General features: G+C 39.1%; 21 protein-coding genes. 7 read left to right on the forward strand and 14 right to left on the reverse strand.

Annotated features, from left to right (window positions below; genetic code table 11):
* Nucleotides 1-17: 17 nt before the first annotated feature.
* Together metL and metB are read right to left on the reverse strand one after the other, a co-directional pair.
* On the reverse strand, nt 18-2,489 hold the full coding sequence (gene metL / locus AC0UA9_RS12595; RefSeq protein ID WP_475660447.1) for a bifunctional aspartate kinase/homoserine dehydrogenase II: 2,472 nt from the start codon (nt 2,487-2,489) through the stop codon (nt 18-20).
* Between the two features lie 78 nt (nt 2,490-2,567).
* Nucleotides 2,568-3,728, reverse strand: coding sequence for a cystathionine gamma-synthase (gene metB, locus AC0UA9_RS12600; protein ID WP_475660491.1), 1,161 nt, complete (start codon nt 3,726-3,728; stop codon nt 2,568-2,570).
* A gap of 303 nt (nt 3,729-4,031) precedes the next feature.
* Here metB and metJ point away from each other — a divergent pair, with 303 nt between their 5' ends.
* On the forward strand, nt 4,032-4,361 hold the full coding sequence (gene metJ, locus AC0UA9_RS12605; protein ID WP_475660448.1) for a met regulon transcriptional regulator MetJ: 330 nt from the start codon (nt 4,032-4,034) through the stop codon (nt 4,359-4,361).
* Between the two features lie 50 nt (nt 4,362-4,411).
* Here metJ and hemE read toward each other — a convergent pair whose 3' ends face one another.
* A complete protein-coding gene (hemE, locus tag AC0UA9_RS12610; protein WP_475660492.1) occupies nt 4,412-5,479 on the reverse strand; it encodes a uroporphyrinogen decarboxylase in 1,068 nt (355 codons plus the stop codon).
* A 650-nt stretch (nt 5,480-6,129) separates the two neighbouring features.
* On the opposite strand from hemE, the gene AC0UA9_RS12615 reads away from it, so the two are divergent.
* Both AC0UA9_RS12615 and AC0UA9_RS12620 read left to right on the forward strand, forming a co-directional pair.
* Nucleotides 6,130-6,606, forward strand: coding sequence for an acyl-CoA thioesterase (locus AC0UA9_RS12615; RefSeq protein ID WP_475660449.1), 477 nt, complete (start codon nt 6,130-6,132; stop codon nt 6,604-6,606).
* A gap of 13 nt (nt 6,607-6,619) precedes the next feature.
* Nucleotides 6,620-7,510: a S1/P1 nuclease gene (locus tag AC0UA9_RS12620; RefSeq protein WP_475660450.1), complete on the forward strand. Its 891-nt coding sequence runs from the start codon at nt 6,620-6,622 to the stop codon at nt 7,508-7,510.
* 12 nt (nt 7,511-7,522) lie between these two features.
* Here the strand turns inward: AC0UA9_RS12620 and AC0UA9_RS12625 are convergent, their stop codons facing one another.
* Nucleotides 7,523-8,827 carry a glycosyltransferase gene (locus AC0UA9_RS12625; protein ID WP_475660451.1) on the reverse strand — a complete coding sequence of 435 codons (1,305 nt, stop codon included), beginning with the start codon at nt 8,825-8,827 and terminating at the stop codon, nt 7,523-7,525.
* A 218-nt stretch (nt 8,828-9,045) separates the two neighbouring features.
* Nucleotides 9,046-9,816 carry an FKBP-type peptidyl-prolyl cis-trans isomerase gene (gene fkpA, locus AC0UA9_RS12630; protein WP_475660452.1) on the reverse strand — a complete coding sequence of 257 codons (771 nt, stop codon included), beginning with the start codon at nt 9,814-9,816 and terminating at the stop codon, nt 9,046-9,048.
* Nucleotides 9,817-9,971: 155 nt separating this feature from the next.
* Here fkpA and AC0UA9_RS12635 point away from each other — a divergent pair, with 155 nt between their 5' ends.
* The 3 genes from AC0UA9_RS12635 (at nt 9,972) to AC0UA9_RS12645 (ending at nt 12,001) form a co-directional block, all read left to right on the forward strand.
* Entirely contained in the window at nt 9,972-11,003 is a 1,032-nt protein-coding gene (locus AC0UA9_RS12635; protein ID WP_475660453.1) for a WD40 repeat domain-containing protein, read from the forward strand.
* Entirely contained in the window at nt 11,004-11,246 is a 243-nt protein-coding gene (locus tag AC0UA9_RS12640; RefSeq protein WP_475660454.1) for a SlyX family protein, read from the forward strand.
* Nucleotides 11,247-11,395: 149 nt separating this feature from the next.
* Nucleotides 11,396-12,001: a PepSY domain-containing protein gene (locus tag AC0UA9_RS12645; RefSeq protein ID WP_475660455.1), complete on the forward strand. Its 606-nt coding sequence runs from the start codon at nt 11,396-11,398 to the stop codon at nt 11,999-12,001.
* 91 nt (nt 12,002-12,092) lie between these two features.
* Here the strand turns inward: AC0UA9_RS12645 and fghA are convergent, their stop codons facing one another.
* The 3 genes from fghA to AC0UA9_RS12660 all read right to left on the reverse strand — a co-directional run bounded on the left by fghA (nt 12,093) and on the right by AC0UA9_RS12660 (nt 14,758).
* Entirely contained in the window at nt 12,093-12,932 is an 840-nt protein-coding gene (fghA, locus tag AC0UA9_RS12650; RefSeq protein WP_475660456.1) for an S-formylglutathione hydrolase, read from the reverse strand.
* A 145-nt stretch (nt 12,933-13,077) separates the two neighbouring features.
* Nucleotides 13,078-14,208: an S-(hydroxymethyl)glutathione dehydrogenase/class III alcohol dehydrogenase gene (locus tag AC0UA9_RS12655; RefSeq protein ID WP_475660457.1), complete on the reverse strand. Its 1,131-nt coding sequence runs from the start codon at nt 14,206-14,208 to the stop codon at nt 13,078-13,080.
* Nucleotides 14,209-14,431: 223 nt separating this feature from the next.
* Nucleotides 14,432-14,758 (reverse strand): DMT family transporter, encoded by a 327-nt coding sequence (locus AC0UA9_RS12660; protein WP_475660458.1) that lies wholly within the window; start codon nt 14,756-14,758, stop codon nt 14,432-14,434.
* 183 nt (nt 14,759-14,941) lie between these two features.
* Between AC0UA9_RS12660 and AC0UA9_RS12665 the strand changes: the two genes are divergently transcribed.
* Nucleotides 14,942-15,808 carry a LysR family transcriptional regulator gene (locus tag AC0UA9_RS12665; RefSeq protein WP_475660459.1) on the forward strand — a complete coding sequence of 289 codons (867 nt, stop codon included), beginning with the start codon at nt 14,942-14,944 and terminating at the stop codon, nt 15,806-15,808.
* A gap of 37 nt (nt 15,809-15,845) precedes the next feature.
* On the opposite strand, the gene lepB is transcribed toward AC0UA9_RS12665, so the two are convergent.
* From lepB to AC0UA9_RS12695, 6 genes are all read right to left on the reverse strand, one after another.
* Nucleotides 15,846-16,190, reverse strand: a complete 345-nt coding sequence (gene lepB / locus AC0UA9_RS12670) for a signal peptidase I (protein ID WP_475660460.1) — start codon at nt 16,188-16,190, stop codon at nt 15,846-15,848.
* Nucleotides 16,191-16,199: 9 nt separating this feature from the next.
* Nucleotides 16,200-16,541, reverse strand: coding sequence for a hypothetical protein (locus tag AC0UA9_RS12675; protein ID WP_475660461.1), 342 nt, complete (start codon nt 16,539-16,541; stop codon nt 16,200-16,202).
* 248 nt (nt 16,542-16,789) lie between these two features.
* A complete protein-coding gene (locus AC0UA9_RS12680; protein ID WP_475660493.1) occupies nt 16,790-17,131 on the reverse strand; it encodes an ABC transporter transmembrane domain-containing protein in 342 nt (113 codons plus the stop codon).
* Between the two features lie 12 nt (nt 17,132-17,143).
* The gene (locus AC0UA9_RS12685; RefSeq protein ID WP_475660462.1) at nt 17,144-17,668 is read right to left on the reverse strand and encodes a cysteine peptidase family C39 domain-containing protein; all 525 of its coding nucleotides are present in this window, start codon (nt 17,666-17,668) and stop codon (nt 17,144-17,146) included.
* A 306-nt stretch (nt 17,669-17,974) separates the two neighbouring features.
* The gene (locus tag AC0UA9_RS12690; RefSeq protein WP_475660463.1) at nt 17,975-18,193 is read right to left on the reverse strand and encodes a hypothetical protein; all 219 of its coding nucleotides are present in this window, start codon (nt 18,191-18,193) and stop codon (nt 17,975-17,977) included.
* A 299-nt stretch (nt 18,194-18,492) separates the two neighbouring features.
* The coding region (locus AC0UA9_RS12695) for a peptidase domain-containing ABC transporter (RefSeq protein ID WP_475660464.1) at nt 18,493-20,291 on the reverse strand (1,799 nt) is incomplete at its 5' end.

The raw sequence follows: 20,291 nt of genomic DNA on the forward strand, positions 1-20,291 counted from the left end.
CCTAATGAGTAAACAAGTTAGTTTATCCCCTTAATGTTAACTTGTTTTTGTTTATGCGCTAATTGCTGACAAATATTAACTAAATCTGAATGGAGTCCACCGGCAGTCACATCTCGCCCTGCGCCTGGCCCCCGTATAATTAACGGGTTTTCTTGATACCACTGACTGGTAATCTGAAAAATATTGTCGCAAGGAGTTAAACCAGCAAAAGCATCATTTTGCGGTAATACTTCCAAGCTTACCTTAGCTTGAATACTGCCTGACTCGTTAACACTTAAACGAGCTACATAACGAATGCAATTCGCTTGCTTTTTCGCCTCATTTAACGCTGTAGCGAAAAAGTCATCTAGTTCATTAGCTCTGGCTAAAAACGCCGCTATACTGAGGCTTTGTAATGCTTCTGGCACTAAGTTAGTGCAATCAATGTCTTCAAGTGATAATTCAAAACCCGCCATACGGGCTAAAATTAATAGTTTTCTTTGAACATCACGCCCTGACAAATCTTCGCGTGGGTCTGGCTCTGTTATGCCTTGTTCCTGTGCTGCTAATAGCAAGGTAGAAAAGGCGGTTGAACCATCATAAGTTTCAAATAACCAAGATAAGGTACCAGAAAAAATACCTGCGATACCGGTAATTTTATCACCACTATTTTTTAAATCTTGAATAGCATAATTAATCGGTAACCCTGCACCTACTGTAGTATTGCCTAACCATACGCTGTTATTTTCATCGGCTATTTTTACTAACTTATTATAGTGCGTGCTGTCTGCTGAAGCGGCCCATTTGTTCGCACCAATTACATGAATACCCAAGGCAAAAAAGTCTTGGTAGAGCAAGCTAAACTGTTCACTGGGTGTAATATCCACTACAACCAATTCGTCGTAAGGGTGATTACTTAACCATGATAATAACTGCTCGTGGTCATAGGGTTTTGCTAATTCATTAAACAATGACAATGCCTGACTTACTTCAATACCATCATTATTAATTAATGCCTTCTTTGACGATAGTAAACCAACAAGGTGAATATTTTCTAGCGCATAAATTCGGTTTAGCTGTGTTGGGAGTAATTCAATAAAGCGCTCGCCAATATTACCTAAGCCGGCAACAACTAACCCAATATGGCGTGAGTCTTTTACCATGTCGTGGTGCACACGATTTAATAGTTCTGTACTACACGGCTGAGATAAAATAGCAATAATACTGTGGTTATTTTCACCCGCAACTAAATGTAAAGGCTGAGCATTTTTTAACGAGCGCTTAAACCGAGCTTTAATGTCACCGCGCTGGGCCACTTTATGGCCAACAGTGGCGATAATTGCCACTGGCTTAAAGCTCACTTCAATGCTGTGGCTTGCTAACCATTGGCTCAGGGCTTTTTGCTGGCTTTGGTCAATAACAACACCATGGACAGCGTCTGCGCAAATAGGAGAAAAGTCGAGTAAAACCTTATTAAAGAGATTACTGCCTAAGCGCCCACCTAAATCGTCTGCTAAATCACTAACAAAACTGTTTGATTGCGCTAAAATTAAATCGTTTAAGTAAGTTACTGACAACTCTTGCTTGGCAATATGGCCAAACCTTCCAATTTCAGTGCCTAATACTTGCGCGTCAAAACTACTGGCAACATGTAAATGGCAGTGGTGAGATAAACTTTCGTTCACCAGAGGTGTTAGGGTTTTTGCATGCAACACAGGATTCCCCAAACGGCCTAATTCTTTGGCAACACCACTAGGTAAACGATGCAACTTTCTAGCATTAGGCACAATGCGGGGGTCGGCACTATAAATACCGTCAACGTCTGTCCATAGGGTTACATGTAAAGCGCCTACCAAAGCAGCGAGAATGGTGGCTGAGTAATCACTCCCATTACGACCTAAAGTACAGGTTTTGCCGCGACTATCTTGGCTAATATAGCCAGTAACTACGGCGAGCTTGCCAAATTGCAGCCGTTTTTTCAGCTGTACACTACTTAATGCATGATCAACTGTGCAGCTTTGCTCGTTATCAATAACGAGAAAATCTCGCGCATCGACTGAGTTACTTGGGCAAATTTTTTCATTGAGCACTGCTGACAATAAACGTGCAGACCACAACTCGCCATAAGCGAGAATGTCATTTCTGTATTGAATGGTACCGCTTGATAACCACTGCGTTAGCTGTGCGATATCTACTGATAGCAGCTGGGTTAGTTGTTGTGCACTTTTCTCATTTAAAACATGGTTGATCAATGATGTTTGTTGCGCTTGTAATGCAGCTAATGCATCTGTTATAGCACTTTTATCTGTTAAAGCCAGTAGTGCAAATAAGCTATCGGTTGTTTTACCATTCGCAGACACAACAATAATATCATTTAACTGACAGTTTTGCCGAATAACCTCAACAACCCGTTCAATGCATGCTGCATTCGCCAACGAGCTACCACCAAATTTATGTACATTAACAGCGTGCTTTTCGAGTTTATTTTCAGGTATTTGTAATTCTGTCATTGTTTTTTCTATCAAATAGTGGCTGTGGTTGCGAAGGTGCAAGTATCATGGGTAATTACTAGAATAATGCAAGTGCCATTAATCCATTTGGCTTTGTGTTAACCCGTGTGCTAAGTCAGCCAAAATGTCATTAATATCTTCAATGCCCACTGAAAGTCTAACTAATGAGTCGGTGATCCCTGCTTCAAGTCTGGCCGGCTCCCCCATACCTGCATGGGTCATGGTGGCTGGGTGACAAATTAAACTTTCTACACCACCTAATGATTGTGCCAACGTAAACAACGCAATATTGTCGAATAATTTTTTCACCGCTTCAACGCCGCCTTTTACATCAAAACTTAACATAGCACCAAAGCCTGATTGCTGTTTTTTCGCGATATCATAACCAGGATGGTCTTCAAAACCAGGGTAATAAACAGTGTCAATTGCGGGGTGCTCTTTAAGAAAGACGGCAACTTGCTGTGCGTTTTCTTGGTGTTGCTTGATACGAATTGGTAATGTTTTTAAGCCTCGTAAAGCCAAGAAACTATCAAAAGCACTACCCGTAACACCAATACAGTTGGCCCACCAAGCTAACTCTTCTCCTAACGCTTGCGCTTTAGTGACTAGCACACCACCAACAACATCACTATGTCCGTTAATATATTTAGTCGTTGAGTGAAAAACAATATCAGCTCCTAAAGTTAAGGGTTGCTGTAAGGCCGGTGATAAAAAAGTGTTATCGACAGCGACTAAAGCACCCACTTCATGACTAGCTTGAGCAATTTTTTCAATATCAACTAAGCGTAATAAGGGGTTGCTTGGGCTTTCTAGTAAAACTAACTTAGGTTTTTGTGCTAATGCTTGAGCTAATGCTTGTTGATCATTTTGGTCAACAACAATTAAGTTAAACTGACCGCGTTTAGCTAGGTGAGTAAACAACCGAAAACTACCACCGTAACAATCATGTGGAATAACCACTAAATCATCAGCGGATAATAGCTGGCATAGTAACAACACCGATGACATCCCTGTGTTAGTTGCTATACCTACTTTGCCTTGCTCTAAATCAGCAATGGTTTGTGCAAATATTTCTCGGGTTGGATTGCCCGTTCGAGAGTAGTCAAATTGTCGTTTTTCATTAAAGCCCTTCATAGAATAAGTGCTTGATAAGTGAATAGGAGCAACAACCGCCCCGTAGTGTTGGTCGATATTAATACCTGCCTGCACTGCCGATGAAGTAATATTATTCGTTTTCATTTTCGACATCTTTTTTCCCTATTCTTGTTAACTAACAGCTTTATTCTTTTGATCCATCCGTTTGGATGTTTGGACGTCTATAACTCTAAAGGTTTTGGTTATTTAGGTCAAGATTTTTTAGACATCTAAACTTCTACTTGACTGAATTTCTACAGCCAGTAGAATTGCATTATTAATAATAAAATAATCTATACTTTTTATTTTAATCAAGCCTTGATGAAATAATACCCTGTAAATACATTTACAGCACCAATATTAACACCCTAATTAACCGCCGATATTAATAGTAACAGAGGAATTTACATGGCTCAGTGGAATGACGAATATATTAATCCCTACGCCGAACATGGTAAAAAGAGTGAGCAAGTTAAAAAAATTACAGTCTCAATTCCTTTGCGTGTTTTAAAGGTATTAACCGATGAACGCACTAGACGCCAAGTAAACAACTTACGTCATGCGACTAATAGTGAGTTGTTGTGCGAAGCATTTTTGCATGCTTTTACTGGCCAACCCTTACCTGATGACGAAGATCTCGCGAAAGATAATAATGAAAAACTACCAGCTAGTGTTCGTCGTATTTTAGAAGAAAAAGGCATTACTGATTTCAGTGCTTATGATCTAGATGAAGATTAAGTAGCACTAAGTGCTAGCCTCTAGAGTCTAGCACTTAGTTTTCTACTTTTTTACAAATGGTATGGCTTACTTAACCGGTGCACCGACTCAATAAAGTGTCCTGCATGCTCAGGGTTCACATCGGGGTGAATACCATGCCCTAGGTTAAATACATGCCCGGTACCATCCTTACCAAAACCTGCGAGTATTTTCTCCACTTCTTGTTCAATGCGCGGTAAGGGTGCATATAACATAGAAGGGTCCATATTTCCTTGTAAAGCTACCTTATCCCCTACACGTGCTTTAGCGTGCTCGATATCAAGCGTCCAATCAAGCCCTATTGCATCACAACCTGTTGCTACAATGTCTTCAAGCCACATACCGCCATTTTTTGTAAACAAAGTTACCGGCACTTGGCGGCCATCATTGTGTCTTGTTAAGCCGTCTACAATTTTATGCATATACTGTAAAGAAAACTCTTTATAGTCTCGTGCTGAGAGTACGCCGCCCCACGTATCAAACACCATGACAGATTGTGCACCGGCAGCAATTTGCGCATTCAAATATGAAATAACTGACTCAGCCAACTTATCAAGTAATAAGTGCAGCGCTTGAGGCTCTGCAAACATCATTTTTTTAATTTTAGTAAAACCTTTAGAGCTGCCACCTTCAATCATATAGGTTGCCAGTGTCCATGGGCTGCCCGAAAAGCCAATAAGTGGCACACTACCATTCAATTCTTTTTTGATAGTACGTACAGCGTTCATTACATATTGTAGTTCGACTTCAGGATCAGGAATACCAATTTTGTCTATGTCTGCTTTGCAGGTGATAGGCCGTTCAAATTTGGGTCCCTCGCCTGTTTCAAAATATAAGCCTAACCCCATGGCGTCAGGGATTGTAAGAATATCACTGAATAAAATAGCGGCATCAAGTGGAAAACGACGTAGCGGTTGAATAGTTACTTCACACGCTAGGTCAGCATCACGACAAACCGACATAAAATCGCCCGCATTTTTGCGTACTTCCTTATATTCCGGCAAATAACGCCCAGCTTGTCTCATCATCCAAACTGGCGTGTAATCCACTGGCTGTTTTAAAAGCGCACGTAAATAAGTATCATTTTTTAATTCTGTCACCAAAAAACCCTCTAATTTATCCATTTGTTAATTTGCTATATTCTTACTCAATAGAATAGGAAGCAATTTATAGTAGCATTCTAGCACTCGCTGTATTTTGAATCTATGCGCTAAATCAATTCCTTTGAATTAGCGCTTATTATCGACCAGGCGAAAAAACATTTCTATTTATTTTATTTTGTTATTTTTTGTTTATTTCACATATTTAATGTAACAATCAGTTACTTAGCTCAAAAATCAGGTCAAATAAGGGCTTGTACGAAAAAAATCGTCGAGTTTATACTCTATTAAAGTTGTTGCAGTGGTGAAATTGCTTTGATATAAAATAGCTGCGCAGCAAAAGAAGCATTGAATAATAATAATAATACTTCTAAAACAATTAATAAGAATCTTGATTAACAAGACCATAAAGCGAGCATTTCAAGCCTTTCTCATTGAGAAAGGCTTTTTTATTGCTTAACGTTTATAATACATACAGGTGCAACAACAAGCCCTTAACGTCATGCTCTAATCAATGATACCTTTAAACAATATTTTACCAGCCACACCTTAAAAATAATGTTTGGTATAAATATTCACTTATCTAGCAGCCTTATAGAATATAGTCACCCTTAACGACAACTTTAACGATGAATTTTTGAGAAAATATAATGAATAAACCTCAACGTAATATAACACTACGATTTTTAGCCGAGCCACAAGATGTTAACTTTGGCGGCAAAGTCCATGGTGGCGCAGTAATGAAATGGATTGATTTAGCAGCCTATGCTTGTGCAGCTGGCTGGAGCGGTTTGTATTGCGTCACTGCCTATGCAGGTGGCATACGTTTTGTTAGCCCTATTCATGTGGGTAATTTAGTTGAGGTCGATGCAAAAGTTATTTACACAGGAAACTCTTCAATACATATAGCCATAGAAGTTAACGCTTGCGATCCAAAATCATTAAGCCGTCGCTTAACAACGCACTGTATTGTAATTATGGTTGCGATGGACCAAGATGGCCAACCAGAAAATGTTCCCAAATGGATCCCCGAAACAGCCGCAGACAAAAAGCAACATGCTACAGCAATTAAACTCATGGAGATGCGTAAAAAAATAGGTAATGAAATGCAAATTTTTGTGGACTAATAGCGCGTTAATAATGAAAAATTTTATTGTTATTTTTGCACTTAGCTGCATTTTTTTAGTCAATAAGCCAAGCTTTGCTATGGGAAAGCTTGGTCATCAACTCGTTTGTCAAATAGCCTTTGAACAGCTTAGCCCCAAGCAACAAAGTAAAGTAAGCACATTGCTTGATACTATTCCTAAGCAACATCGACGCTTAATCAACCAATATAACTACCAACAAAAAGGCCAAGCAATCACCTTTGCTAATGCCTGTACTTGGGCTGATGCCATAAAGCGCTTAAAGCAGTTTAAACCTTACAGCGCTTGGCATTACATGAACGTACCCCGATCACACAGCAAAGTTAGCGCGCATGATTGCCAAAGAAATTGCTTAGCACAAGCCATATTAAAACATCAAGAATCTCTCGCTAGCGCAACCCATAACACATGGCAAAAAGCACAAGCATTAATGTTTCTTGGGCACTGGTTAGGTGATATACATCAACCTTTACATGTGAGCTTTAAAGATGATTTAGGTGGCAATAAAGTAACTTTTTCTCATGCGCAAAACCAATGTAAAAACTTACATAGCTACTGGGACAATTGTATTTTTGATAAAGGAAAGCACAGTAAAGAAAAATGGCTCACTTTAATACGAAATAAATGGTTAGTGGCTGAACGCCAGCAAGAATACCCGAAAAACTGGCAACAAGAGCAGGTTTGGCAATGGGCCAATGAGTCTTTTCAAATAGCAACACAGCCAGATTTTGGCTATTGTATTAACGATCATCAAGGTAGCTGTCAAACGCCTCAAGGCAAATTAACCTTACCGCCAGGTTATCTTGCGCAATACCAACCTGTAATGGCGCAAAGAGTCCTACAAGCCGCACAGCGATTAACCCAGGTATTAGCAGCCTCTTTGTAATATTCTACGCTGCTATGAGGGTTTGTTTTTTTCTGCGATCCATTGCGACATATATTTAGTGCTTTTGTGGTGGTGGTGATTAAGCATACTACCCACAAAATTACGCTGTCGATGCTGCGTTAAACTTTGTAATAATTGGCTTAACCGGTTGGAAAACCTGCTTAAGTGCTGCGCTGGTGAAAACAGCAATGCCGCATTTTTTTTGCCTAAATCACTCGCGTATTGCCAAGTATCTTGCTGTTGGTAAAGCTGCACCGCAGCATCAGCAATACTGTTAGCGTCGTTAGCAACCGCTCCAGCCCAAGGTAACTTAGTTTCCATGCCTTCAATGCCAATATCGGTGGTCACTGACGGTGTAGCGCACAACATAGCCTCTGCTAACTTACCTTTAATACCGGCGCCAAAACGTAAAGGAGCTAAACAAACTTTAGCCTGCTGCATTGTTTGCATGGCATCATCAACCCAGCCTTTCACTAAAAAGCCTGTTTTTTCGTCGTGTAAGTCAGTTGCTTTAGGAGGCGGGTAAGCGCCACAAATATGAATTTCTGCCTTGGGAAGTTGTTTGCGAATTAGCGGCCAAATGTGCTGCTTTAACCATAGTACTGAATCCCAATTAGGGGGATGACGAAAGTTACCAATAGACAAAAATGCGTTTCGTTGCTCATACCCCGGGTTTTTTTGCTGAAAGTACTGTTGCTTAAAAATAAAAGGCACGTAATGCAATAGGGATTTATCTACCTTAAACAAGGTTATTAATAACTCAATTTCTATTGGTGAGATCATTAAGCTGATATCACTACGAAAAATAGCAGCCACCTCACGTTTTGCCAAGTCTGATGTTAACAGGGCTGATATTAATGGTGCTGAGAGAGGTAAATCAGCGATTTCCTGCCCTAATACTGGCTTTAGCTTAGCCTGCTCCTTTACTAACACCGCATTATTTACTTTATGTGCGTCATGTCTGGCATGGCGTAAGCAGAAGAGATCTTCGGTATCTAAAATTCTTAACGCTTGTGGACACTGCTCAATAACACGCCAGCCAAATTGCTCTTCCATCATAAAACGGTCAAATATCACTACATCGGGTGCAAGTGCATGGATAAAGTGATCAAAACTGTCGCAATTTAACTTAATATCAATACTGTCGACATTTAGCGCAGCTAAATCCACCATGTGCTCTGTACGTTGGGCTGGGCTGGCAAATACTATTTGATAACCCTGCTGCTGAAAAAAATCAATTAATTGCAACATACGGCTACCTGCAGCAGAAGAATTTGGCTCTGGCCAAACGTAACCAATAATAAGAAGTGTGCTCATAAATATAAAGTGGCGTTATAGCAAATAAAAAGAGTATACACGGACTTGACCCCGCATGGCACTGGGAAATCACCAAACAGCAGAGGTAAAAAAGCCATCAATCATTGATGATCGATGGCTTTTTATTGCGTTTATAGCCTATTGTAGTTTACACGGGTTGTAACAAACTTATCACTGAGTCTATAACTCAAGCGTAATGATACCCAGTACTCTAAAATCTATTCTCCCGCAGGTGCTTCGCCTACTTGTTGCGCTGGCTCTGCTTGTTGTATTTCTAATAATTCGATTTCAAATTCTAATACTGAATTACCAGGAATACGTGGCGGGTTACCATTAGGACCATAAGCTAAGTCAGCAGGAATAGTAAATTTATATTTAGAGCCAACTGACATTAGTTGAACACCTTCTGTCCAGCCTCGAATAACACGATTCAGTGGGAACACAGCAGGCTCACCACGGTCATAAGAGCTGTCAAAAGTATCACCATTTAAGAAAGTACCTTTGTAATGCACTTTAACAGTGTCTGTCGCGGCAGGCTTATCACCTTCCCCTTCAGTAATGACAACATATTGAATGCCTGAATCAGTAACAGTCACACCTTCTTTTTTAGCATTTTCTTCTAAAAACTGTTGCCCTTGTGCTAAGTTTGCTTCAGCTTCTTGAGCAGCCATTTCTTGCTGTTTTGCCTTCATCGTAGCATCTAAACTTGTTAGTAATACTTTTATTTCTTCTTGGTCGATTACTGATTTGTCATTAATGCTAGCAACAAAGCCTTCAACGATTAACGCTTTATCGAGTGTTAAACCAAGTTTACTATGCTCGTCTAGATTGCGTTGCATATACGTACCAATTGACGCACCTAATCCATAGGCTTGTTTTTGTACTTCGGTTTCTAACACAGGTGCTTTTGCTTCTTCTTTAGCGCCTTCTTGACAGCCAGTAACAGCGAGTAAAGCAACAGCAACTAAAGTGGGTTTAAAAAATTTCATTTATTTCTCCGTAAAAACATCACAATTGGAGAATCCCCCAATCCATCTATAATTTTTTTGCGTCACCTATGGAACAATTAAATCCAAGATAAGGTTAAACAATTCAAAAAAACGTCTTATACTAACGAGAAATGCGCCAATAAAAAAGTACTAATATGTTGCTTAACTTTTCAGAGGGTATAAAACAGCGTTTCAACACTATAAAAGCCCCCGTTTTATATTTATTTTTATTCCTATTTTCACAAGGCTGCAGTCCAGCAAAAGATCTCCCTCTAGCGCGCTTTTTACATGCGGCCAATGGCAGTTATGCTGCCGATATTTCTCATGACGGTAAGTGGAGTGTGGTTTCCTCTATTCATCATGGTATTAGTGTTTGGGATTTAGAAAAAAACACCTTGGTTTATCAATGGGCTCAACAACAAAACAGCAGTGACAACCTGGTTTTAGCCATAGATGTTAGTCATAACAACAGCCACGCAATAACCGCAAGTAGAGAAAACTTTGCTTTATGGAATATTAAAACAGGGCAGTCTGAAGGTTATTGGCAAGTACGAGAGTCAAACATTCGTGACATAGCAATAAGTAATAACGGCAACCACTTACTTATTGGCAAAGGCAATGGCACTGCTGTCCATGTGACTGTTGACACTGGCAGGCGGTTAGAGTTTTTAGGCCATAAAGAAAAAATAAATTCCGTCGATATGCTGCCAAATGGTAGAGTTGCTATATCCGGTGGTAATGATTTTACTGCGTATGTTTGGGATACACTTTCAGGACAAATTATTTATCAATTTAATCATACCAGTAGAGTGTCAAAGGTAGCATTAGACTCACAAGGTCGGTTTGCCTTTTCTGCCGACAGTATGAAATCAGCCCATATTTGGGATTTAACAACGGGCAAGCTAATAACCACGCTGCAAGGCACAAAACGCCAAGAGGTTTTTAGCTCGGCGCAGTTTTCTCCCGATGGTAAAACATTAGTTACAGGCGCAGCTAGCAGTAAAGTCAGTGTGTGGGATCTTGCTACAGGTAAACGCACCGCCAGTTGGCATGTTACCCCTAAAGAAGCAAAAATACCGACAGGTGCCGTTGTTTATAGTCTCGCTTTTAGCGATAATAACACCCTATTAACCGAAAGCTCTTCAGGCTATGCTGAGCTATGGCAAATCCCCAACGAAGCAAATTAAATGACCGTAAGTAATACAGTGAATGACCACATACTTGTACTTGAAGCGCGTATAGACACCCTTGAGTCTCGTAATCTTTTTCAAGATGATGTAATTGAACAACTCAGCAGTGAACTCGCGGTGCACCAACTGCAAATTGCTGAGCTAAAAGAGCAAATTCAATTAGTTGCTAACCGTTTAAAAGATTCAGGCGCCCTTTCTTCAGCAAAAGAAGAAATTGAACCACCACCACCGCATTATTAACCTAGTGAAGCCATCGCACATATTAGCTACGACTCTGCCAACAAAAAAATGCCAATGACTTTTGTTTTATTGTCGCGGATGTTGGCCGAGAATTGGCCGAGAATTTAAAGCCTGTTAAAAAGGCATCCCCCGTACTCAAGGTTTTAGCAATGTTCAGTAGAAAAATACATAAAATATTAGGATTAGTTTTAGTACTTCCCATCATTGCTTGGGTCATTACGGGTATTATTTTTTTTATTAAACCAGGATATCAGGCTGCCTATGAGTCCTTGGCTGTAAAAACCTACCCATTAACGCAATCATTCGTTATACCGCCTACAACAAATTGGCAAGAAGCGAGAATAATAAAAACAATTCTCGGTTATCACTTACTGATCAAAACAAGCAATGGCTTTGAACATTTAGACCCTGTCACCTACCTGCCAAATAAAATGGCTGGCGAATTAGCATTTAATGCCCTTTTAACGGATGCTTTTTCACATAACCCTGAGCGCTATGGTGATATTGTTACAAGCAATGGAAATACAGCAACAACCTCAACTAATGTTGAAGTTACCCTGAATTGGGACCGATTAACGCTGTACCAAAGTGGCACAGACACTCAGTTAATCAATACGTTATATAAAATACATTATTTGCAGTGGACTCCTTTTAAAGAAGTGAATAAATTTTTAGGTTTTATTGGTCTTTTGTTATTACTGTTATTAGCGTTATTGGGTATTAAAGCATACAGGCTAAAAAAGCCTAGCCAATAAAAGCGCGCTATCGCAGTTTCAAAAGCGGCGACTGCTACCCATTGGGTAACAGTCGTCGTTGCATTAATTGCATAACCCTTAGCTTATTAAACTACTTACTTAAATGTTCGGCATGAAAGCGTAAATGTTCATCAATAAATGATGAGATAAAGTAATAACTGTGATCATAACCTTCACGAATATTCAACGCTAAAGGGTAGTTATTCGCTTTTGCTGACGCTTCTAGTGCTTCTGGCATTAACTGCTCGGCTAAGAAATCATCTGCCCCACCTTGGTCAACTTTAGCAGGAATAGGCTGTGTTGCTTTGCGCATTAACTCACTAGCATCATAATTTTGCCAAGTCGCCACGTCTTTACCTAAATAGGCGGTAAAAGCTTTTTTACCCCAAGGCGCTTTTATTGGGTTACAAATAGGACTAAAGGCCGACATAGAGCGGTAACGTTCTGGGTTTAACATCCCAATAGTTAATGCACCATGCCCACCCATTGAATGGCCGCTAATCGCACGCTTGTCTGACACTGGGAATGCTGCTTCAATAATGGCAGGTAACTCATTAACCACATAATCATACATTTGGTAATGGCGATTCCAAGGAGCTTGCGTTGCATTCACATAAAAGCCTGCTCCCATGCCTAAATCATAACCGTCATCATCAGCCACACCCTCGCCTCGCGGACTCGTATCTGGCGCAACAATCGCAATGCCTAATTCAGCTGCCATGCGCATCGCACCAGCTTTATGCATAAAGTTTTCATCGGTACAAGTTAACCCTGAAAGCCAATACAACACGGGTACTTTTTCGCCATTTGATACTTGCGGTGGTAAATATATCGCAAAGCGCATCGCACAATTTAATGTTTTTGACTGGTGGGTATATTGCTTTTGCCAACCACCAAAACTTTTGTTTACACTTATATTTTCTATCGTCATGGTAAAACCTCCATAAAATCACGCCTCTTATACTGATCCCTTTTGTTACATACGTATAAAATGAATAAGCATGAGATGAATAATAAAGCCTTGTTTAACAAAGCTTTATTTAACAACGTTTTATTAATTATCCCAGTGGTGAATTTTATTTGTCAAAATGAATAACGGTACGAATACTTTTCCCTTCATGCATTAAGTCAAATGACTTATTAATGTCTTCTAACGCCATGGTATGGGTAATAAAATCACTTAATTTAAATTCACCTGCTAAATAACGCTCTACGTAATCAGGTAACTCGGTACGGCCTTTTACCCCACCAAAGGCAGAGCCACGCCACACACGACCCGTCACGAGCTGGAACGGACGGGTAGAAATTTCTTGCCCTGCGCCGGCAACACCAATCACAACTGATTCACCCCAACCTTTATGACAACATTCTAAGGCTGAGCGCATTAAATTGACATTACCCACACACTCAAAAGAGTAGTCAACACCGCCATCAGTTAACTCAACAATAACGTCTTGAATAGGCTTGTCATAATCTTTCGGGTTAATGCAATCAGTAGCGCCGAGTTTTTTCGCTAACTCAAATTTACTTTCGTTAATATCAATAGCAATAATACGGCTCGCTTTCGCCATGGTGGCGCCAATAACCGCCGACAACCCGATACCACCAAGACCAAAGATAGCAACAGTTGCGCCCTCTTCAACCTTAGCTGTATTCATTACTGCACCCATACCTGTAGTAACACCACAGCCTAATAAACACACTTCTTCTAATGGCGCTTCTTTATTCACTTTCGCTAATGATATTTCAGGTAATACTGTGTATTCAGAAAAAGTTGAACAGCCCATATAATGGAAAATTGGCTGACCGTCTTTATAAAAACGGGTAGTACCATCAGGCATTAAGCCTTTACCTTGGGTTTCACGAATTTTTTGGCACAGGTTAGTTTTACCCGACAAACAGAATTTACATTCTCCACACTCTGGCGTGTATAATGGAATAACGTGATCACCTACTTGAACACTCGTTACCCCTTCACCAACTTGCTCAACAACACCACCACCTTCATGGCCTAAAATGACAGGGAAAATACCTTCAGGATCTTCACCTGACAAGGTAAAAGCGTCGGTATGACATACACCCGAGGCAAGAATTTTAACCAATACTTCGCCCTTACGCGGTAACATCACATCAACTTCTTCAATAGACAATGGTTGATTGGGCCCCCAAGCAATGGCGGCTTTTGACTTAATAAATTTATCTGACATATTCATTCTCACTTTAAGTTAAGAGATTAGTTGCGGATTACGCTAATCGTTTTAGCGTGAAAGCCAACGTAGTAATGTAGGCTAGTGTACAATAATTACATTTATATGATAATACAGCTGCTTTGTAATTCACTTTTACTCAGTGGTAACAACCACCTGTAATAATGTGATAAAACCCTTACAGTTAAGACCAATAACAGTGATTTATCAACAGCAACTATTTTTAATGCGCATGACCTTGCGAAAGATTGATCATGCCAATGCCTATGGCGACAAACCCCATACCCAACCAAGTGGTTAAATCTAAGTGTTGACGATAAATAACCGTGGATAATAGCGTAACTGTTATAATCGCCAAGCCTGCCCAAAGGGCGTGAACGATACCCACGGGCATACCTTTCATTGCCTGCCCTAAAAACATAAATGCGGCTAAGTGCCCTAATAAAACCAGTGCGCTTGCTAAAGGTTTGGTGAAACCCTCTGTCGATTTTAGTGCAACATGCGACATAGCTTCAGCAACGACGCCTAAAAAAAGGAATAACCAACTCATTTTTATTTCCTATAATGTTATGCGAGCTGTGTCTATATGAGTAACTTTTTCTTATTCTGAGTTTATAACTCATGAATTAATTTAAGCACAGTGCGCTTGTTTTATTGGCTGTTATTATATTTGTTTCCAAAAAAATGATAATATGCTAATTTGGTAAATCACTTATACTCACAGGTAATAATTATGCAGTGGGATGGTATTAGCGAATTTGTTTACGTTGCTGAAAATGAGAGTTTTACCCTAGCGGCAAAAAAAATGGCGATCTCTACCGCGCAAGTGAGCCGCCAGATAAGTGCCTTAGAAAAACGGCTTAATATAAAATTATTTTATCGAACAACCCGAAAAGTTTCATTAACCGAAGAAGGACGTGTGTTTTATCAACATTGTCGTAGTGTACTGGACGGCTTAGACGCAGCAGAGCGTGCTATCACCAATTTACAATCTAAACCGCAAGGTAAAATAAAGCTCACTGCACCAGTGACTTTTGGTGAAAAACAAATATTACCCTTGGTAAATAACTTTATTAAACGCTATAACGAAGTTGAAGTATCGGCTTATTTAAGCAACCGCCAAATTGACATAGTTGATGAAGGCTATGACTTAGCGATCCGCCTTGGTAAGTTAAATGACTCAACAATGATGGCAAAAAGGCTAGGTAAACGAGCAAATTATGTTTGCGCAGCGCCACAGTACATAGAAAAACACGGTATACCCCACTCTATATCAGAGCTTAATAAACACAGCTGCTTATTAGGAACAAACGATTACTGGCACTTTAGCGAGTCTGGTAGAGAAAAAAGCATCCGCGTAACGAGTAGGTTACAATACAATAGTGGCTACAGCTTAACCGATGCCGCACTCAAAGGCTTAGGCATAGTACAACTGCCCGATTACTATGTGCAACAGCATATAAAAAGTGGTGAATTAGTCGCCTTATTAGACAGTTACCGTGCCCCTGACGAAGGTATTTGGGCGGTTTACCCACACAACCGTCACCTATCGCCCAAAATAAGGTTGCTGGTAGATTATTTAGCGGAACAATTAGTTTAGTTTTGGACTGTAATAACTTGTAATCATTGCCATTGACTCACGCTTTGTATTCTCCTGCCAGAGAAAGATACTCAGCCTTATTATCTCTAATTCGGTATAAACTTTTAGAAATAATATCTTTTTTTAATACCGCACCAAAGTATCTGGAGTCGTAGCTATCTTCAAAATTGTCACCTACCAAAAAATATTTTTGTTCCTCTAGAATTTTATGTTTTAATTCACAACTTTCATCATTGTTTGATTTTATTTTTTTCTCACCATTTATTGGGTTAACATTAACGCCATTAACATAAACCAAGTTTTTACATACCGAGATTATATCTTGGGGCATGCCTATCACCCTTTTATTCATTAAAGAGCCCTTTTTAATGAAACCAATCATGTCACCACGCTAGACTTTAAAGTTAAAATGTTTGGAGATGATCAGATCGTTCATTTTTAAGGTTGGGAAATTGGAAAGGCTGTCAACTATGCGATAAGAATAACCCGTAAATTTATCAGAAAATTGATATCCTCCTAATAGAGTCAAACTTGATAGGCAAAAACCGCTAAAAAACACAAATAATTTTTTTTTAGCAAATAGTGGAATTAATAAAACGGTAAAAACCACACTAAGCAATATCATAAAAAATCCAAGCTCAAAAGAACTTACATTATCCCCAAGCTCAAATAGGTAAAAAGTAATGTATGGTATTGCCAGTAGGAAAAGTTGAATTAAAGTCTTATTTATCATTATTTCTCACCTCACCTTACCATTCACCTCCTCATAAAACAGAAGAGGTGAGTGCACATTTAAACCCTAAGGAATACACTGGTATCCATTATCATGATATCGTCCACCGGGACCATTATAGTACTCCCCATTCCCCATTTTAGTAGGTCTCATAAATCGCAGAAACCAACCACCACTGCGGTAAGTTTCAATGAATAAAGCGCCATCATAATCAAGACGGTGATAGCCATTACCCCGTCAACTAAGTTTCAACAAAGCCTGTGGTTATACGTTCGCGTATTTGCGCTAATGAGCCCAAAACGAGAAACAATGTCGCCAATATGGCGTGACTCAAAATAGTTCATTGGCAAACGTAGTAAATGCCTAAGCAGGTTTACCCCCATTTGTATATTAAGCAAGCTAGAAAGACGTAATATTAACCAGCTACGTACTGCATTAGTCACTACAAAAATAATAGCAATTAAAGCAAAGCCTATGGCTAATACGGTAAGTAAAGGCTCATCAAAACTAATTAAAACCTCGTCAACTACCCACTGCATGTAATAAGGGGTCATTAAAGCAAATAGCTGCAACACCAGTGATAAACCAATTAATTTGAAAAGTCATGCCTTTAAACCCGACATTGAACTCCACAACTGCGTGAACTTCATTTGAGCTTGCTCTTGCTTGACTTCAAACTTACTGGTTGACGTAAGCTCTAAACAAATACCGGTAAAATGTTGACTGAATTCTTCTACATTTAACGTGCGTTTACCTATTGCAGGATCATTTATAGAAAATTTAGCGCCTTTAGTTGGGTGAGAACCTTTACCTGCAACTTTCGCTAAAACAACAAAGTGATTTAAATCCCAATGTAAAATACAAGGAATAGCTAATTTATGTACTTCATCAATAAGGCATTGTAAAGCACGACTCGCTAGCCCTAAACTATCACCCAACTCGATAAGTTGTTGAAGATTAATCCCTTTTAAATTAGCAGAAAAACGCTTACGCATAGCAGGCATATCAAGTTGATGACCATGAAAACTAGCAACCATAGCCAATGAGGCTAAGCCGCACTCTGCAATTTCAGATTGTAAAAATAAAGGAACTGATTTAGAAGTATTAAAAGATAGTAATGAATTCATGGAATTTGTCTTAAATTAGTTTTTACAGGTAAATGATATAGCTAAATAGATAATAAATATAAATTTTAATTAAAGAAAACTGTTCGACTATGAATTCTCATTTTTATAATGATTGCTTACGATAACAATCATTATAATTAAAAGCTAAGCAATTAACATTCCGATCATTACCCCAACAGATATGCCAAAGCAAAAACCCGCGAATATTAAATTTATAGTATTTTTAGGTAAAGGTTTCGTTGTGTTTTTAAACATAAGATTCTCCGAAAATACGAGGGAATTGATCCCCCATATTCTCATAATAATTTAGTTTTCCATTATGTAAGAAGCTGTAACAGCTACAGACACTAAAATCAGACCCGCGACAATTCCTACACCTGTTGCAGATAGTGCTAAACCAGTGGTTGCCATCGTAGCAGAAAGTCCTACACCTGTTGTTGCAATTGCAGTATTGACTCCAATGGCAGTACCTTGGTCAACACCACCATTTACTTGTTCAATTTCATTTACGTTTAATTCACGCATTCTGTTATACTCCAGTAATCCGATATTTAATTATCGGGTTGTTATATGCTAACTCAATCATTTGAATTAGCGGTTAATAAGGCTGGCTTTAGTTCTTCTCGCTAAAGTTTGACTAAAGTCAGCCGCTCTATTCTCTGTTTGATTTTTTATAAAAGAAATCAAACAGGTGAATTTTTCTTGCTGTTGGAATAAATACCAAACCACAATATTAAATCGCCCTACTTCGCAGCTATAAATTTGTTCAAATTACCACTCAAGCAGGTAAATTGCTCTTATAAATGTCTACTTATAATTAAGCTTTAACCTCCCTCGTCAGAACAACTCTCGTTTACGTTAACCAATATGCCGTCACTTAATACATAAACTTGCTCGGCCATATTAATGGTTTCTTGTCGGTGAGCGATCATAATACGTGTCATAGCCAAGTGTTGAATTTGCTCACTAATTTTAGCTTCATTGTCTTTATCTAAATGGCTGGTTGCTTCATCCATAAATAGCACACAAGGCGATTGGTAAAGTGCACGGGCAAGTAATAATCGTTGTATTTGACCTCCCGATAAATTAGATCCCATATCACCCACTAACGAGTTATAGCCCATGGTCATTTTGTTTATATCGTCATGAATTGCCGCTAAATGAGCGCATTGTTCTATTTTTAAATAATTAGGTTGGGGGTCAAAAAAGCTAATATTGTCAACGATAGATCCAGCAAGCAGTGTATCGTCCTGCATCACTGCCGCTATTTTTTTACGATAATTTTTCAAACCCACTTGCGTGATATCTTTACCATCAAGAGTGACTTTACCTGAGGTAGGTTGCAATAAACCCAACATAATTTTCATTAAGGTAGTTTTACCTGCGCCTGATGAGCCTGTAATAGCAATAGATTCACCCGCATCAAGTGTTAAATTAACATTATTTAAAATTGGTGCTTGCCCATCACTGTAACTAAAACAAATATTTTCAAGCGTTAATTGGCCTTTTGGCTCTTGACCTTCACTAGTTGAAAAAGTAGCTTCACCTTCTCTATTAGACTCTTGTTCAGTTAATGCAATATCTGCGATACGGTCAAGATGTAAACGCATCATTTTAAATTGAATAATTTGCTCTATAAGGTTGGCAAATCGTTCAGTTAACTGCCCTTTATAGGCGATAAAAGCTAATACCATACCTACAGATAAAGTGTTTGCCATTACCATAATCGCAGCAAAATAAATTACCAAGACATTTTCCAAACCAAATAAGAGTTTATTAAACGAATCAAAACTAATATTTAGTCGCCCTAAACGGATTTCACTATTAATGACTTCAGCATAACGATTTTGCCAAATCCCTTGGCGTTGCGATTCATTTCCAAAAAGCTTAATGGTTTGCATTCCACGAATATTTTCTAAAAAGTTTGATTGCTCTTTCGCTGAGCTTTGGATCATCTCTTCAGTCGCTTGATGCAGCGGACGATATAACGCTAAACGCACTATGGTATATAACGCTATTGCGCCAAGTACCACTGCGGTAAGCTTCAATGAATAAAGCGCCATCATGATAAGTACGGTAATAGCCATGACTCCATCGACCAGTGTTTCAACAAATCCCGTGGTTATACGTTCTCGTATTTGCGCTAATGAGCCAAAACGTGAAACAATGTCACCAATATGCCGTGACTCAAAATAGTTCATTGGTAAACGTAATAAATGCCTAAGCAGGTTTACCCCCATTTGCATATTAAGCAAGCTAGAAAGACGTAATATTAACCAGCTACGTACTGCATTCGTCACCACAGAAATAATAGCAATTAAAGCAAAGCCTATGGCTAATACGGTAAGTAAAGGCTCATCAAAACTAATTAAAACCTCGTCAACTACCCACTGCATGTAATAAGGGGTTATTAAGGCAAATAGCTGTAACACAAGCGATAAGCCAATCAGCTTAAAAAGTCCTGACTTTAAACCAGACATTGAACTCCACAATTGAGTGAACTTCATTTGAGCTTGCTCTTGCTTGACTTCAAACTTACTGGTTGACGTAAGCTCTAAACAAATACCGGTAAAATGTTGACTGAATTCTTCTACATTTAACGTGCGTTTACCTATTGCAGGAT

Source organism: Colwellia sp. F1, from assembly GCF_056238625.1.

What these genes read in the sequence shown, in the direction of transcription:
- metL (WP_475660447.1), bottom strand. Translation starts at nt 2,489, where the DNA reads ATGACAGAATTACAAATACCTGAAAATAAACTCGAAAAGCACGCTGTT.
- metB (WP_475660491.1), bottom strand. Translation starts at nt 3,728, where the DNA reads ATGAAAACGAATAATATTACTTCATCGGCAGTGCAGGCAGGTATTAAT.
- metJ (WP_475660448.1), top strand. Translation starts at nt 4,032, where the DNA reads ATGGCTCAGTGGAATGACGAATATATTAATCCCTACGCCGAACATGGT.
- AC0UA9_RS12615 (WP_475660449.1), top strand. Translation starts at nt 6,130, where the DNA reads ATGAATAAACCTCAACGTAATATAACACTACGATTTTTAGCCGAGCCA.
- AC0UA9_RS12620 (WP_475660450.1), top strand. Translation starts at nt 6,620, where the DNA reads ATGAAAAATTTTATTGTTATTTTTGCACTTAGCTGCATTTTTTTAGTC.
- AC0UA9_RS12625 (WP_475660451.1), bottom strand. Translation starts at nt 8,827, where the DNA reads ATGAGCACACTTCTTATTATTGGTTACGTTTGGCCAGAGCCAAATTCT.
- fkpA (WP_475660452.1), bottom strand. Translation starts at nt 9,816, where the DNA reads ATGAAATTTTTTAAACCCACTTTAGTTGCTGTTGCTTTACTCGCTGTT.
- AC0UA9_RS12635 (WP_475660453.1), top strand. Translation starts at nt 9,972, where the DNA reads ATGTTGCTTAACTTTTCAGAGGGTATAAAACAGCGTTTCAACACTATA.
- AC0UA9_RS12640 (WP_475660454.1), top strand. Translation starts at nt 11,004, where the DNA reads ATGACCGTAAGTAATACAGTGAATGACCACATACTTGTACTTGAAGCG.
- AC0UA9_RS12645 (WP_475660455.1), top strand. Translation starts at nt 11,396, where the DNA reads ATGTTCAGTAGAAAAATACATAAAATATTAGGATTAGTTTTAGTACTT.
- fghA (WP_475660456.1), bottom strand. Translation starts at nt 12,932, where the DNA reads ATGACGATAGAAAATATAAGTGTAAACAAAAGTTTTGGTGGTTGGCAA.
- AC0UA9_RS12655 (WP_475660457.1), bottom strand. Translation starts at nt 14,208, where the DNA reads ATGTCAGATAAATTTATTAAGTCAAAAGCCGCCATTGCTTGGGGGCCC.
- AC0UA9_RS12660 (WP_475660458.1), bottom strand. Translation starts at nt 14,758, where the DNA reads ATGAGTTGGTTATTCCTTTTTTTAGGCGTCGTTGCTGAAGCTATGTCG.
- AC0UA9_RS12665 (WP_475660459.1), top strand. Translation starts at nt 14,942, where the DNA reads ATGCAGTGGGATGGTATTAGCGAATTTGTTTACGTTGCTGAAAATGAG.
- lepB (WP_475660460.1), bottom strand. Translation starts at nt 16,190, where the DNA reads ATGATTGGTTTCATTAAAAAGGGCTCTTTAATGAATAAAAGGGTGATA.
- AC0UA9_RS12675 (WP_475660461.1), bottom strand. Translation starts at nt 16,541, where the DNA reads ATGATAAATAAGACTTTAATTCAACTTTTCCTACTGGCAATACCATAC.
- AC0UA9_RS12685 (WP_475660462.1), bottom strand. Translation starts at nt 17,668, where the DNA reads ATGAATTCATTACTATCTTTTAATACTTCTAAATCAGTTCCTTTATTT.
- AC0UA9_RS12690 (WP_475660463.1), bottom strand. Translation starts at nt 18,193, where the DNA reads ATGCGTGAATTAAACGTAAATGAAATTGAACAAGTAAATGGTGGTGTT.